Origin of the sequence: Pseudomonas sp. HS6 (assembly GCF_023375815.1) — a bacterium.
Classification (GTDB): Bacteria; Pseudomonadota; Gammaproteobacteria; order Pseudomonadales; family Pseudomonadaceae; genus Aquipseudomonas.
The window spans coordinates 3,459,809-3,474,670 of the sequence record NZ_CP067412.1; the positions used below are offsets into that span (position 1 = coordinate 3,459,809).

The window sequence follows — 14,862 nt, forward strand, 5'->3', positions numbered from 1 at the left end:
TATCTGGAGAATCACATGAACACACAACCCCTGCGCGTCGGCATCGGCGGCCCGGTCGGTTCCGGCAAAACCGCGTTGACCCTGGCCCTGTGCCTGGCCCTGCGCGAGCGCTACAACCTGGCGGTGGTCACCAACGACATCTACACCCGCGAAGACGCCGACTTTCTGGTGCGAAACGAAGCTTTGGCGCCGGAGCGGATCATCGGCGTGGAAACCGGTGGCTGCCCGCACACCGCCATTCGCGAAGACGCCTCGATCAACCTTGAAGCAGTGGATCAACTGAACCGGCGTTTTCCGGGGCTGGACCTGATTCTGGTGGAGTCCGGTGGCGATAACCTTTCCGCTACCTTCAGCCCGGAACTGTCCGACCTGACCATCTACGTAATCGACGTTTCGGCCGGCGACAAGCTGCCACGCAAGGGCGGGCCCGGCATCTGCAAATCCGACCTGCTGGTGATCAACAAGATCGACCTCGCACCGCTGGTCGGCGCCTCGCTGGAGATGATGAACAGCGACACCCAACGCATGCGCAACGGCAAGCCGTTCGTGTTCAGCAACCAGAAAACCGGTCAGGGCCTGGAAGAAATCATCGCCTTCATCGAACGCCAGGGCCTGCTGACGGCGGCCTGATTCACTATCAACAAGGAAGCTTCTCCATGACACTCAAACGTATTCTCGGCGCCGTCGCGCTGCTGCTGACCCCGGCACTGGCCTTCGCCCACCCCGGCCACGGCGACTCTGGCCTGGTGGCCGGCATCAGCCACCCGATCGGCGGCCTCGACCATTTGCTGGCGATGGTGGCCGTCGGCTTGTGGGCCGCGCAGCAACAAGGCGCCGCGCGCTGGGCGCTGCCGTGCACCTTTGTCGGCACCATGCTGATCGGCGGCCTGCTCGGTTTTGAAGGACTGGAGTTGCCGACGCTGGAAAGCGGGATTGCCGCGTCGGTGCTGGCGCTGGGCCTGGCGGTGGCGCTGGCGGTGCGTCCGCCGCTGGTGATGGCGGTGTCGGCGACGGCGCTGTTTGCGCTGTTCCACGGCGTGGCCCACGGCCTGGAGTTGCCGGACATGTCGAGCCCGTGGGCGTATGCCGCCGGTTTCGTGGTCGCGACCGCTGCACTGCATGCGGCGGGTTATGCCGTCGTGCGCTTTCTGCCTCAGGCGGCCGCACCGCTAGTGCGACTGGTCGGAGCAGCTTCGGCGGTGACCGGCGCGTGGCTGCTGGCCGGCTGATTTCTATTGCCTGATCCGGCCCCATCGCTGGCAAGGCAGCTCCCACAGTATCGAGGCGATCACAAAATTGTGTACACCGATACCCCTGTGGGAGCTGCGGTGCGACGATTCGACTTGCCAGCGATGACGGCCGATCAGACACCAAGACTCTAAAGGCCGCCGCTCTGCTACCATGTCGCGCAATCGCCCCTGCCGTGACGACGTCCGCCCATGCCTCATGCTTCCCGCTCCATTTCCCTGCCTGAATTGACCGCCCTGTTCGGTGAAGTGCAACAGCACTTTCTGGACGTGATCGTGCCCCTTTGGCAAGGACCGGGATGGAACGCCGACATGGCGTTGCCTTACGAGGCGCTGGACGCCGCGCATCAGCCGCTGCCACCGCAGCGCTATCGGGCCATGGCCTGCGCACGGCAGTTGTATCTGTTTTCCAGCCTGATCGGGGTTGTGGATAACGCTGAAGTCCGGGCGGCCGCGCTGTTCCGCTCCCTGCAACGGCACTTCCACGATGCAGAGCACGGTGGCTGGTTCTACAGCATCGATCCGCAGGGCAAACCGCTGGATCAGCGCAAGGATCTCTACACCCACGCCTTCATCCTGTTCGCCTGCGCGCATTACTGGGAAAAGTCCCGCGAGCCCTTGGTCGAATCGACCCTGAACGCTGCGCTGGAAGTCATCTGCCGGCGTTTCGCCACCGGTGATGGCCTCTACGAAGCCTGCCTCGACCGCGACTGGACCACGCTGGAAACCGGTCCGCTGCAAAACCCACTGATGCACCTGGCCGAAGCCTTCCTCGCCACTCTGTCCGTGCGCGAAGATGCCCAGGCCAAGCAAGCGCTGAGCGAGTTATGCACAGCCATGCACAAGCGTTTCGTCGATCCGCAACATGGCGTGCTGATGGAAAAACCGCTGGGGGCTGTGGATAACTGGTATGAGCCGGGCCATCAGTTCGAATGGTATTTCCTGCTGGAATCCTCGCCTCTGCTGCGCGGTTCGAAACTGCATGTCGCGCTGGACCGCGCCTTTGCGTTCACCGAGCAGTACGGCGTGGTGCAGCCGTCCGGTGCTGTGCGGGCCATGCTCGATCTGAATCTGGACGGACGCCCGAAAGATTCGACCCAGCGTATCTGGGCCCAGGCCGAATACCTGCGCGCGCTGACACTGCGTCCGGGCAGCGAAGCCGCCGTGCTGCGCCAGTTGCAGGCGTTGCAGCAGCGCTTCCTGCACGCCGGTGGTTGGTATGAATGCCGCGACGAACAGGGCGAGGTCAGCCGCAAGGACATGCCGTCGACCACGCCGTATCACTTGGCGACCTGCTATCGCGGCCTTGCCGACTATCTGAGCTGACAGCCGTGGCGAGGGAGTCGCCTCCCTCGCCCAGAAACATCAGGCAATCCACTTCCTGTCGCCGGTGAAGCTGATGGTCAGCCAGCGCGCAGCGTCCGGCTTGCCCAGCTTCGCGGAAATCTCCTCGCGCAGCACATCCAGCTGGCCGACGCTCTGCAATCGGTAATCCGCCGGCAACACCACATGAATCTCGATGAACCGCGCCCGCCCGTGTTTCTGCACGTAGGACACGTAGTCGTCGAAACCATGCTCGGCCTTCGCCGCGTCCATTACCTGACGGACTTGATCGTCCAGCGTGTCCGGCGCAATGCCGAGCACGTCACGCAGCGCCGGGCCGAGGATCTTGAACGCCGGCGGCAGCATGGTCAGGGCCAGCACGATGAGAATCAGCGGGTCGACAAATTTCGCCCACTCGCCGTAACCCTGGGACTTGAGCAGCAGCGCCGCGAGGAAACTGATCAACAGGCCCACAGAGAGCATCGCGTCCACCAGCCAGCTGATGTTGTCGAACTGAATCAGGCTCGACTTAAGCTTGCGATTGCGGTGGCGCACGTAGAAGAAGTAGGCGAACTCGACAACGGTAAACACCGCCGCGTAGATGATCACCAGACCCAGCTCGATTTCACGACCGCCATTGATGATGCCGAACACGCCGTTGAGAAACGCGTAGATGGCGATCAGCAGCAGGAAACTGCCCTCGATCAGCAGCACCATCGGCTCCAGATGCCAGAAACCGAACTGGAAGCGCTGGTTGCTTTGCTTGGCGATCAGCTTCGCCGTGATCAGCATCAGGACTTTGATGAACGTTGCAATCAACGAAAAAAAGCCATCGAACAGGATGGACTGGGAACCCGAAACAAAACCGGTGACGATCCCGGCGATCGCCACGGCGAACATCAGGATGGTCGATTGTTTGAGCAGCGACTGCTCACCTCGGTTACTCACTTGAACTCCTCGAAAAACCTTGAAAACCGCAGGGTGCGGCGGGGTTGTTACGAGGGGGAGTTTACCTCAAAGCCTTGTACTGCCCGTTCCGGCCTCTTCGCGGGCAAGCCCGCTCCCACAGGTTTCAAGGCGAACCCAAGGCTTGGGTACACCGATAACCCTGTGGGAGCTGGCTTGCCAGCGATTAGCCGTTACGCGGTGTCAGGCCTTGTTGCGCTCGATGGCAAAACCGGCCCAGGTCTGGCTCACCGGCATCAGTTCCAGGCTGTTAATGTTGATGTGCGCCGGCGCATTCAGCACCCAGAAGATCGTCTCGGCGATGTCCTGTGGCTGGATCGGCTCGGCACCGGCGTAGGTTGCGTCGTAACGTGCCTGATCACCGGCGAAACGCACCAGCGAGAACTCGCTCTCGCACAGCCCCGGCTCGATGTTGCTGACGCGCACGCCAGTGCCCTGCAAATCGCAGCGCAGGTTCAGCGAGAACTGTTTAACGAACGCCTTGGTCGCGCCGTAAATGTGGCTACCCGGGTACGGGTAATTACCGGCGATGGAACCGAGGTTGACGATACCAGCGCCGCGACCGTGGGCGATCAGGCGTGGCAGCAGCAGACGCGTGCTGTACATCAGGCCTTTGACGTTGGTGTCGACCATGGTGTCCCAATCGTCGAGGTCGCACTTGGGTGCCGGGTCCACGCCCAGCGCCAGCCCGGCGTTGTTGATCAGGCCGCGCAGCTTGGCGAAGGACGGCGGCAGGTTGGCAATCGCCTCCTCCATCGCCTTGCGATCACGCACGTCCAGCACCAGGCCATGCACTTCGGTCTGCTTCGACAGCTCGGCGCACAGCGCATTGAGGCGTTCTTCACGACGACCGGTCAGCACCAGTTTCCAGCCGGCCTCGGCAAAACGACGGGCGCAGGCTTCACCAAAACCGGACGTCGCGCCGGTGATAAACAGGGTGTTGGACATCGTGTTCTCCTTGCTTCGGCCACCCGGGGCAGCCATTGGAATAGAAAATCAGCAGGCAGCATGCCCGGCCCGGCATTCACGAGCAACCACCGACTGGCGTGCATTTCTGCTCATATTTTGATCAATGCTCGCAACGCCTTGTGCGGCGTGGCCTGTAGCCACATGCACGCACGTTATCCACAAGCCCTTCCACAGTTTCCGGGGGCAAGTGGAAATGCGCAAAGCCGCGCCACACAAGGCTTTGCGCGGCAAAAGCAAAGTTTTTCGCTTGACCCTGATCCGCCGATTGTGCCGGGCAAGGCATTTTGCACGACTGATCGGTCACAGCCGTGATTGCGCAGGGCCAGTAATCACGGCCCTTAGCGGAGTCTTTCCAGAGTTTAATCACAGACTTATCCACAGGACTGCCCACATCCATTCGCCTGTTTTGCAGTGGCCATAAAAAGGTTGACAAACGAGCCCCCAGCAACTGGGAAACGGCCTGATCAAAAAACAATCACAAGCCTGCAAGCCACGGTTTGAAAGGCTCTCAGCCAGCTACTCCCACGTTATTCACAGCCGGCTCCACAGCAAACGGGGACAAGTCAAAACTGTGGAAAAACAGCGATTTGCAGCGTCTATATGTCGCGCTTTGGCAGGTTGGGGATTTTGTTTTCCACAATTTCCGGAATGGCGTGAGTCGTGATGGATTCTGGATACAAAAAAGCCCCGGGACTCGCATCTCGGGGCTCTGTATCGCTGTGGAAAACCTGAAAACTCAGTGCCCGCCGAGATAGGCGTTACGCACCTCCTCGTTGACCAGCAGCTCCTTGCCGGTGCCCGTCAGGCGGATCTCGCCGTTGACCATCACGTACGCCCGGTCGGACAGTTTCAACGCATGGTTGGCGTTCTGTTCGACGAGGAAAATGGTCATGCCGGTTTTCGCCAGTTCCCTCAGGGTGGCGAAGATCTGTTTCACCACGATCGGCGCCAGACCCAGGCTCGGCTCGTCCAGCAGCAACAGCTTGGGCCGGCTCATCAGGGCCCGGGCGATGGCGAGCATTTGCTGCTCGCCGCCGGACATGGTCATCGCGCGCTGGGTGCGGCGCTCTTCGAGTCGCGGAAACAGCTCGAACATGCGCTGCATGTCTTCCTTGGCGTACTTGTCGCCAATCGGGATGGTGCCCATCAGCAGGTTTTCCTCGACGGTCATGTCGGGGAACACCCGCCGCCCTTCCGGCGACTGCGCGATGCCGTTGGAGGCGATGTAGTGCGATGACTTGTGGGTAATGTCCACGCCCTGATAGAGGATCTGCCCGCCCGCCGCCCGTGGCTGGCCGAAGATCGACATCAACAACGTCGACTTGCCCGCGCCGTTGGAGCCGATCAGGCTGACAGTTTCCCCTTCGTTGATCTGCAGCGAGACACTTTTGAGGGCCTGGATCGGGCCGTAGAACACGTCCAGATCCTTGAGTTCGAGAATCGGTCCGGTCATACCAGCTCCTCTTCGTCGGCGCCCAGGTAAGCCGCAATCACCTTCGGATCGTGACGGATAGCCTCCGGCCCGCCCTCGGCGATGACGATGCCGTGATCCAGCACCACGATGTGATCGGAAATGCTCATAACCATGCCCATGTCGTGTTCGATCAGCACCACGGTCAGATCGTGCTCGTCACGCAGCAGCCGGATCATCGCGCTCAGCGCTTCGGTTTCCTGAGGGTTGAGGCCTGCGGCCGGTTCGTCGAGGCAGATGATCTGCGGCCGCGTGCACATGGCCCGGGCAATCTCCAAACGGCGTTGCTGGCCGTAGGACAGCTCACCGGCCAGACGATTGGCGCAGTCCACCAGATCCACCACTTCCAGCCAGTAAAACGCGCAGTCCAGTGCATCGCTTTCAGCCTTGCGATAGCCCTTGGTGTTGAGGATGCCGGCCAGCATGTTGCGGTTGACCCACATGTGCTGGGCCACCAGCAGGTTTTCCAGCACCGACATTTCCTTGAACAGGCGAATGTTCTGGAACGTCCGGGCCAGGCCCGCGCGGTTCACCAGGTGGGTGCCGCCAAACATCTTGTAGTACAGGCGACTGGCAAAGTTTTTCGGCGAGACGAAGTCGGTCGGTTTGAACGACTCGCCCAACAGTTGAATCACGTTGGTCTGCTGGCCGCGCACATTGAGTTCTATCTTGCCGCCGGAGGCTTTATAGAAGCCGGTGAGGCAGTTGAACACCGTGGTCTTGCCGGCGCCGTTGGGGCCGATCAGGGCGAAGATCGAGTTGCGTTTGACCTTCAGGCTGACGTCGCTCAAGGCCTTGATGCCACCGAAGTGCATCATCAGTTTTTCAACAGAGAGTACGACTTCACTCATGGCGCAGTCCTCTCATAGTGAATGGCACCTTTGCGTGGAGTGACCCCGGTACGGCTGATGCGGATCAGCCCGCGAGGTCGCCAGATCATCATCAACACCATCAGGATCCCGAACAGCAGCACGCGGTATTCGGCGAAGCCGCGCAGCAGTTCCGGGGCGACGGTCAGCACGAACGCTGCAATCACCACACCGATGGTCGAACCCATGCCGCCGAGCACGACGATGGCGAGGATCAGCGCCGATTCGAAGAAGGTGAACGAGGTCGGGTTGACGAAACCTTGATAGGTCGCGAAGAACACACCCGCCAGACCCGCCGTGGATGCACCGATGGTGAATGCCGAGAGCTTGACCAGCACGTGGTTCAGACCCATCGAGCGGCAGGCGATTTCGTCTTCACGCAGAGCTTCCCAGGCGCGGCCGACCGGCATCTTCACCAGACGATGCTTGATGTACAGCACGGCAAGGACCACCAGGAACAACACCGCATAGATAAAGTAATACTTCACGTCCGGGTTGTAGGCGATGCCGAAGAACTCGTGGAACGGCACCCCGCCATCCTTCGCCCGCTTGCCGAATTCCAGGCCGAAGAAGGTCGGAAGTGGCGCCGGCATGCCGTTCGGGCCGCCGGTCAGCGATAGCCAGTTATTAAGGATCAGACGGATGATTTCACCGAAGCCGAGGGTCACGATCGCCAGATAGTCACCGTGCAGGCGCAGCACCGGGAAACCGAGGATGCAACCGGCCAGACCGGCGGTGATCGCCGCCAGCGGCAGCACGGTCCAGAAGCCCAGGCCGAGGTATTGATAACCGAGCGCCAGACCGTAGGCGCCGATGGCATAGAACGCCACGTAACCCAGGTCGAGCAGGCCGGCCAGGCCGACCACGATGTTCAGCCCCAACCCCAGCAGCACGTAGATCAACCCGAGGATGACCACGCCCAGCAGGTAGGAGTTGGAAACAAACGGCACGGCCACGGCCAGCACAATCAGCAGCGGGATGATCCAGCGCAGGCTGGATTTGTGATCGGCGGGCAGCACATGCACACCGGAACCGGTGCTCTCGAAACCTTCGAGGATTTTCAGGCCCTTGGGGGTTTGCAGGAACAGGCTGAGGGCAAACCGGCCGGCCATGACGATGGCAATGATCCACGCCACGCGGGTCGGTTCGAGGTTGAAGCTGTAGCCGTCGAGTACCACGCCGACAATCGGCCCGAACACGATCAGGGCAATCAGACCGGCGAGAATCGCCTCAACCAGGCTTTTTTTGACATCAATGGATTTTGCAGTGGTTGAAGACATCGCTTACACCTTCGACACAAGAGGACGGCCCAGCAGGCCCTGAGGCCGGAAGACCAGAACAAGTACGAGCAGCGAGAAGCTGAACACGTCTTTGTAGTCGGAGTTGACCAAGCCCGAGAACAGCGACTCGGAGATCCCGAGGATGATCCCGCCCAACATGGCGCCAGGCAGCGAGCCGATCCCGCCGAGCACCGCAGCGGTGAACGCCTTGATGCCGATGACGAAGCCTGCGTAGAAGTCGAACGTGCCGTAGTTCATGGTGATCAGCACGCCGGCCAGGGCCGCCATCGCTGCACCGATGATGAACACGTAGGAAATCACGCGGTCGGTGTTGATCCCCAGGATCGAGGCCATCTTGCGGTCTTGCTGGGTCGCGCGGCACATGCGGCCGAGCTTGGTGTACTTGATCACGTAGGTCAGCAGGCCCATCCCGACGAAAGCCGCGACGAGAATGAAGATCTTGGTGTAGGTCAGCTGGACGAAGCCCGAGCCGACGTCGACGCGCCAGGCGCCGGTGAGCAGCGTCGGAACACCCTGTTGACGGGCGCCCTGACTGATCTGGGCATAGTTTTGCAGGATCAGGGAGATACCGATGGCGCTGATCAGCGGTGCCAGTCGGGTGGAGTTGCGCAGTGGTTTGTAGGCGATGCGTTCGATGACCCAGCCATACACCCCCGTGACGACGATGGTGAAGACCAGTGTGCCGAGCATCAGCAGCGGGAAGGATTCGATACCGAAGTAAGCCAGCAGAGCCAGACTGATTGCCGCGAGGTAAGCGGAAATCATGTAAACCTCGCCGTGGGCGAAGTTGATCATGCCGATGATGCCGTAGACCATTGTGTAGCCGATGGCGATCAGGCCATAGACCGACCCGAGGGTCAGGCCGTTGACCAGTTGCTGCAGGAAAATACCATCCATAACGCAATCTCACGCAGTGAGAACCTGCACACCCTGAGGCGCGCGGTTCTTCTAGGAAAAATACAGATTTACGTCGGAGCAATGTCAGACAGGCCACCACAGCCCCCTTGTGGGAGCTGGCTTGCCAGCGATAGCGGTAGAACGTTCAACAAAGTTGTCGACTGTCAGGCCGTCATCGCGGGCAAGCCCGCTCCCACAGGGAATGTGGCGTCCGGTTGATCAAGTGCCGTTATTTCTGTTTTTCCAGCTGGTGATATTTGCCGGTCGCGTCCCACTGGTAGACCACGTAGTCGGAGACTTTCAGGTCGCCCTTGGAATCCCAGGTCTTCTCGCCCATCACGGTCTTGACCGGGTTGGCTTTCAGCCATTTGGCAGCGTCTTCGCCCTTGTTGGACTTGGCGCCGTTGAAGCCGGCAGCCAGTGCCTGAACCGAAGCGTAGGCGTACAGGGTGTAGCCTTCAGGCTCGGTGCCGGCCTTGCGGAAGGCATCCACGACCGTCTTGCTTTCCGGCAACAGGCGCGGGTCGGCGCCGAAGGTCATCAGCACGCCGTCGACGTATTGAGGGCCGCCAGCGGTGGTCACCAGTTCGTCGGTCACGATGCCGTCGTCAGACATGAACTTCACGTCTTTCAGGCCTTCGGTACGCAGTTGCTTGACCAGTGGACCGGCTTCCGGGTGCAGACCGCCGAAGTAGACCACGTCGGCACCGGCCGCGCGGATCTTGGTAACCACGGCGCTGAAGTCTTTCTCGCCACGGGTCAGGCCTTCGTACAGCACCGGCGTCACGCCGCGCTTGGTCAGCTGAGCCTTGGTCGCATCGGCCAGGCCCTGACCGTAGGTGTCTTTGTCGTGCAGCACGGCAACTTTCTTGCCCTTGAGCACGTCGACGATGTAGTCGCCAGCGACGATGCCTTGCTGGTCGTCACGCCCGCACATACGGAACATGGCGCTCAGGCCGCGCTCGGTCACCTGCGGGTTGGTGGAACCCGGAGTGATCGCGATAACGCCGGCTTCGTCGTAAATCTCAGAGGCTGGAATGGTGGAAGAGGAGCAGAAGTGACCGACAACGCCGTTTACTTTCTGGTTCACGAGATCCTTGGCGACCGTCACCGCCTGTTTCGGTTCGCAGGCGTCATCGCCTTTGACCAAGACGATTTTCTCCCCGTTGACGCCGCCCGCCGCGTTGACCGCATCGGCCGCCGCTTGTGCCCCCTTCATGTACTGCTCGCCAAATGCCGCGTTGGCGCCAGTCATAGGGCCCGCCACACCGATTTTCACATCAGCTTGTGCAAACGCAGAAACACCCAGCGCAGTAGCCACTGCGAGGGCCAGAAAGCCTTTCTTGTAAAACGTCTGGGACATGAGGTGGTGCTCCAAGGTTTTTTTTAGTTGGCACTGCGACTTCACTGGATTGCTCAGAGCAAGGGCCGTGCCATCGGTTTTTTATTCTTCAAAAAGTCGCTGCTTTCTTGTTATTTCGACTGTTTCGTTCCCATTTTCATTGGGCGTGCAACCGTCTAAACCGCGGAAGGTGAAACCATTTATTTTTTCAGGCGCAACCCGCACGCGCCATCATTGCAACCGCGGCGCCAAACGACGTGCAACCAGCCTGTAACAGCCCGCGTCACCGAACTGCACACTGCTGGTGCGGGACTGCTACAACCCGCACCATTACAGGCTAGTCGCTACGCCGAAAAGCGCCGCTTCACGCAACATATTTCAACACTCAAATGACAATGCGCAGGCACTGGCCCGCGTGATACAGCGAGAACCCGGCCTCGTACAGGCAACTGCGCAAGCCCACACCCGCCAGGGGCTGCATCGGTGCAAAGGGAATCGGCAACGCCTGAGGATTTCCGTTACACAGGTAGTCGGCGAAGGCTTTGCCGACCACCGTGCCGGTGGTCACGCCACGACCGTTGTAACCGGTGACGGCCACCAGTCCCGGCGCCGGCTCGAACAGGCGCATCAAATGATCGGGGGTGAAGGCGATGCGCCCGGTCCAGGTGCACTCCCACTCCACCGGTTCGAGGTTGGGGAAGTAATGCTGCTGCACCCGGTCGGCCCAGGCCTTAAGGAACCAGGTCGGTTTCTGATTGCCGTTGCCGAGGCTGCCCAGCAACAGACGCCCGTCCTTGTCGCGACGGATGCTGCTCAGCACCTGGCGTGTGTCCCACGAGCCCTGCCCGCCCGGCAGGATTTCATGGGCAGCGTCTTCGGTAAGCGGCACCGAAGCGACCTGATAGTAATAACCGGGGAAGAAATTGCGTTTGAGTTCGGTCCAGTCGCCTTCGGTGTAGGCGTTGGAGGCGATCACCACTTGTTCGGCGAGCACCGAACCCTGCTCGGTCTGCACCGACCATTGCTGGCCCTGACGTTCAAGGCGCGTGACCGGGGAGTGATCGAACATCTGCCCGCCGAGCCCCGCCACGGCTTTCGCCAGCCCGGTGACATACGCCATCGGATTGAGCGTGCCGGCGCGTCGGTCGAGCAACGCGGCGGCAATCTTTTGCGTGCCGGTCGCCTGCTCACAGGCTTTTCCGGTCAGCAGTTCGACCGGCGCACCCCGGCGTTTCCACTGTTCTTCGCGACTGCGCAGATCCGCCTCACCCTTGGCGTTGTGCGCCATGTGCAGGGTGCCTTCGCGGCGCAACTGGCAATCGATGTTGTACTTATCCACAAGGCTGAACACCAGCGCCGGCGCCGCACCGAGCATGCGGTTGAGCTGGCTGCCGACCGCCTCGCCGAAGCCGGCCTCAATCTCGTCCGGCGGAATCCACATCCCGGCGTTGACCAGTCCGACGTTGCGCCCGGAACCGCCATGCCCGGCGCGATGGGCTTCCAGCACGCAGACACTTTTGCCCTTCTCCAGCAGATGCAGCGCCGCCGACAGCCCGGTAAACCCGGCGCCGATCACGCAGACATCGACTTTGACCTCACCCCTGAGCACCGTGTTATCCGGTCGTTGCGGCGTGAGTTTTTCCCACAGACATTCTTCGCGTAACGGCATTGCCAGACTCCAACAGAAACCTAACAAACACTGCATACCCTGTGGGAGCGGGCTTGCCCGCGATTGCGTCAGTTCAGTCAGAGGTTAGTTGGCTGACAGACTGCTATCGCGGGCAAGCCCGCCCCCACAGGTTTCTTCGTCGTATCGATTACTCTGTCAATCGAACGTGATGCCCTGCGCCAGCGGCAACTCCAGCGAGTAGTTCACCGTATTGGTCTGGCGGCGCATGTACGCGCGCCATGCATCCGAACCCGACTCACGACCACCGCCCGTCTCTTTCTCGCCACCGAACGCGCCGCCGATTTCCGCGCCGCTCGGGCCGATGTTGACGTTGGCGATGCCGCAGTCACTGCCGACCGCCGACATGAACTTCTCGGCCTCGCGCACATCGGTGGTGAAGATGCACGACGACAGGCCTTGCGGCACCGCGTTGTTCAGGCGCAGCGCCTCTTCGAAATCGCTGTAACCGACCACGTACAGGATCGGCGCGAAGGTCTCGCTGCACACCACGTCGCTCTGCTCCGGCATTTCGACGATGGCCGGCGAAACGTAGTAGGCATTCGGGAATTGCTCTTCCAGTTGGCGCTTGCCGCCGAACACCCGGCCGCCCTCGCTCAGTGCCTGCTCCAACGCGTCCTGCATGTTTTCGAAGCTGTGCTTGTCGATCAGCGGGCCGATCAGGTTGCCTTCCAGCGGGTGACCGATACGGACTTTGGAGTACGCGGCTTTCAGGCGGGTGACGATTTCTTCTTTCACCGACTCATGAGCGATCAGGCGACGCAACGTGGTGCAACGCTGGCCGGCGGTGCCGACGGCGCTGAACAGGATCGCGCGCACCGCCATGTCCAGATCGGCGCTCGGGCCGAGGATCATCGCGTTGTTGCCGCCCAGTTCGAGGATGCTGCGGGCGAAGCGCGCGGCGACTTTCGGCGCCACTTCGCGGCCCATGCGGGTGCTGCCGGTGGCGCTGATCAGCGCGACACGCGGGTCATCCACCAGCGCTTCGCCGGCATCACGACCACCGATGATCACCTGGCAAAGATTGGCCGGCGCATCGCTGAAATTCTTCACCACACGATCAAACAGCGCCTGACAGGCCAGCGCGGTCAGTGGGGTCTTCTCCGAAGGCTTCCACACCACCGGGTTGCCGCACACCAGCGCCAGCGTGGTGTTCCACGCCCACACCGCGACCGGGAAGTTGAACGCGCTGATCACGCCGACCACGCCCAGCGGGTGCCAGGTTTCACGCATGTGGTGGCCCGGGCGCTCGGAGGCGATGGTCAAGCCGTACAACTGGCGCGACAGACCGACAGCGAAGTCGCAGATGTCGATCATTTCCTGCACTTCACCCAGGCCTTCCTGAGTAATCTTGCCGGCCTCCCAGGAAACCAGTTCGCCGAGATCATTCTTGTACTCGCGCAGGACTTCACCGAACTGACGCACCAGCTCGCCGCGACGCGGGGCCGGCACCTTGCGCCATTGTTCGAACGCATGATCTGCGCGACTGATGTGCTGCTCGACTTCAGCCGGGCCTTCCCAGTTCACGGCGGCGATGCGGCTGCCGTCGATGGGCGAATGCACCGGCACTTTGCCGTTCTGGTACAGGGCCGGGTTCACACCAAGACGATCAAGCAATGCGGCAACCATGGGTCACTCCTCAAGCGAAAAACTGAATGTGTGCGGGCGCGTTTTCACGACCGGGCAGACCTTTAGTTGTAGCGTCAGGATGGCTGTGCAACAAACGACCTTTACGCGAGATATCATTCCGTTTATTCATGCTGCGCAGAAAGACAAGAAAAGGATCGCCCATGCTGAACAAACGCCACTTGCCGTCGATCACCGCGTTGCAGTGCTTCGAGGCCGTGACCCGGCACCTGAGTTTCACCCGGGCCGCCGAGGAACTGAACCTGACCCAGAGCGCTGTCAGCAAGCAGGTGGCGCAACTCGAAGAATTGTTACAGCACTTGTTGTTCCGTCGGGTACGCCGCCGTTTGCAGATGACCCCGGCCGGCGATCTGTACTTGGTGGAAGTCAGAAAAATCCTGACCCAGGTCGAGATGTCGACGCATTACCTGCGTTCCTACGGCGGCGAGACCGAAGTCCTGCGGGTCTCCACGCCCTCGACCTTCGGCGCCCGCTGGCTGGTGCCGCGCCTCAAGGGCTGGCGTCTGCGCCATCCGTCGATTCATCTGGACCTGTGCAACGAGCAGGAGGCCGATGACTTGCTGCAAGGGCGCAGCGATCTGGCGTTCTATTTCGGCCAGGGTTCACGCCCCGGCACCGAATGCCTGAAGCTGTTCGGCGAAGAGCTTGTGCCGGTCTGCGCGCCGAGTAGCCTGCCGGACACTCCGTTGACTGATCCAACGCAACTCACCGATCTGGTGCTGCTGCAAAACGCCTCCCGCCCCCAGGCGTGGCACGACTGGTTCGACAGTCAGGGCTACCAGACAGAGCACAGCTACCACGGCCCACGTTTCGAAACCTTTTATATGTGCATCCGCGCCGCACAGGTCGGCTGCGGCGTCGCCCTGCTGCCAAGGTTCCTGGTGGAAGAGGAATTGGCCGACGGCAAACTGATCATTCCCTGGCAGCATGCAATGCCCAGCACCGATGCGTATTACCTGGCCTATCCGGAACACGCCGCGGAAGTGCCCAAGGTGCGGGATTTCGTGAAGTGGATGCTGGAGCAGATCGACAGTCCGGTTTGAAGTTGTATTCAGTCCATGTGGGAGCGGCGGTGCGGCGGTCCGACTTGCCCGCGAAGACGGCATCAAATTCAACATTGATGTTGATCCTGCCGACGCTTTC

At 61.1% G+C, this 14,862-nt stretch carries 13 protein-coding genes; 4 read left to right on the forward strand and 9 right to left on the reverse strand.

Going from position 1 to position 14,862, the window contains the following annotated elements:
• Nucleotides 1–15 precede the first annotated feature (15 nt).
• The 3 genes from ureG to JJN09_RS15690 all read left to right on the forward strand — a co-directional run bounded on the left by ureG (nucleotide 16) and on the right by JJN09_RS15690 (nucleotide 2,573).
• Nucleotides 16–630, forward strand: coding sequence for an urease accessory protein UreG (gene ureG, locus JJN09_RS15680; protein WP_008001031.1), 615 nt, complete (start codon nucleotides 16–18; stop codon nucleotides 628–630).
• Nucleotides 631–656: 26 nt separating this feature from the next.
• Nucleotides 657–1,229 (forward strand): HupE/UreJ family protein, encoded by a 573-nt coding sequence (locus tag JJN09_RS15685; RefSeq protein WP_249482551.1) that lies wholly within the window; start codon nucleotides 657–659, stop codon nucleotides 1,227–1,229.
• A 210-nt stretch (nucleotides 1,230–1,439) separates the two neighbouring features.
• The gene (locus JJN09_RS15690; RefSeq protein WP_249482552.1) at nucleotides 1,440–2,573 is read left to right on the forward strand and encodes an AGE family epimerase/isomerase; all 1,134 of its coding nucleotides are present in this window, start codon (nucleotides 1,440–1,442) and stop codon (nucleotides 2,571–2,573) included.
• Nucleotides 2,574–2,612: 39 nt separating this feature from the next.
• Here JJN09_RS15690 and JJN09_RS15695 read toward each other — a convergent pair whose 3' ends face one another.
• The 9 genes from JJN09_RS15695 to JJN09_RS15735 form a co-directional block, all read right to left on the reverse strand.
• Nucleotides 2,613–3,518, reverse strand: a complete 906-nt coding sequence (locus tag JJN09_RS15695; RefSeq protein ID WP_249482553.1) for a cation diffusion facilitator family transporter — start codon at nucleotides 3,516–3,518, stop codon at nucleotides 2,613–2,615.
• Between the two features lie 201 nt (nucleotides 3,519–3,719).
• Nucleotides 3,720–4,484: an SDR family oxidoreductase gene (locus JJN09_RS15700; RefSeq protein WP_249482554.1), complete on the reverse strand. Its 765-nt coding sequence runs from the start codon at nucleotides 4,482–4,484 to the stop codon at nucleotides 3,720–3,722.
• Between the two features lie 757 nt (nucleotides 4,485–5,241).
• On the reverse strand, nucleotides 5,242–5,958 hold the full coding sequence (locus tag JJN09_RS15705) for an ABC transporter ATP-binding protein (RefSeq protein ID WP_249482555.1): 717 nt from the start codon (nucleotides 5,956–5,958) through the stop codon (nucleotides 5,242–5,244).
• Nucleotides 5,955–6,827, reverse strand: a complete 873-nt coding sequence (locus JJN09_RS15710) for an ATP-binding cassette domain-containing protein (protein ID WP_249482556.1) — start codon at nucleotides 6,825–6,827, stop codon at nucleotides 5,955–5,957. Before JJN09_RS15710 ends, JJN09_RS15705 begins: the two co-directional genes overlap by 4 nt.
• Nucleotides 6,824–8,125, reverse strand: coding sequence for a high-affinity branched-chain amino acid ABC transporter permease LivM (livM, locus tag JJN09_RS15715; RefSeq protein WP_249482557.1), 1,302 nt, complete (start codon nucleotides 8,123–8,125; stop codon nucleotides 6,824–6,826). The genes JJN09_RS15710 and livM overlap by 4 nt, the downstream gene beginning before the upstream one ends.
• Before the next feature lie 3 nt (nucleotides 8,126–8,128).
• Nucleotides 8,129–9,043 carry a branched-chain amino acid ABC transporter permease LivH gene (locus JJN09_RS15720; protein WP_249482558.1) on the reverse strand — a complete coding sequence of 305 codons (915 nt, stop codon included), beginning with the start codon at nucleotides 9,041–9,043 and terminating at the stop codon, nucleotides 8,129–8,131.
• Between the two features lie 229 nt (nucleotides 9,044–9,272).
• The gene (locus JJN09_RS15725; RefSeq protein WP_249482559.1) at nucleotides 9,273–10,406 is read right to left on the reverse strand and encodes a branched-chain amino acid ABC transporter substrate-binding protein; all 1,134 of its coding nucleotides are present in this window, start codon (nucleotides 10,404–10,406) and stop codon (nucleotides 9,273–9,275) included.
• Between the two features lie 364 nt (nucleotides 10,407–10,770).
• Entirely contained in the window at nucleotides 10,771–12,054 is a 1,284-nt protein-coding gene (locus JJN09_RS15730) for an FAD-binding oxidoreductase (protein WP_249482560.1), read from the reverse strand.
• Between the two features lie 156 nt (nucleotides 12,055–12,210).
• Nucleotides 12,211–13,701, reverse strand: a complete 1,491-nt coding sequence (locus tag JJN09_RS15735) for an aldehyde dehydrogenase family protein (RefSeq protein WP_249482561.1) — start codon at nucleotides 13,699–13,701, stop codon at nucleotides 12,211–12,213.
• 161 nt (nucleotides 13,702–13,862) lie between these two features.
• Here JJN09_RS15735 and JJN09_RS15740 point away from each other — a divergent pair, with 161 nt between their 5' ends.
• Nucleotides 13,863–14,762, forward strand: coding sequence for a LysR family transcriptional regulator (locus JJN09_RS15740; protein ID WP_249482562.1), 900 nt, complete (start codon nucleotides 13,863–13,865; stop codon nucleotides 14,760–14,762).
• The last annotated feature ends 100 nt before the right edge of the window (nucleotides 14,763–14,862 follow it).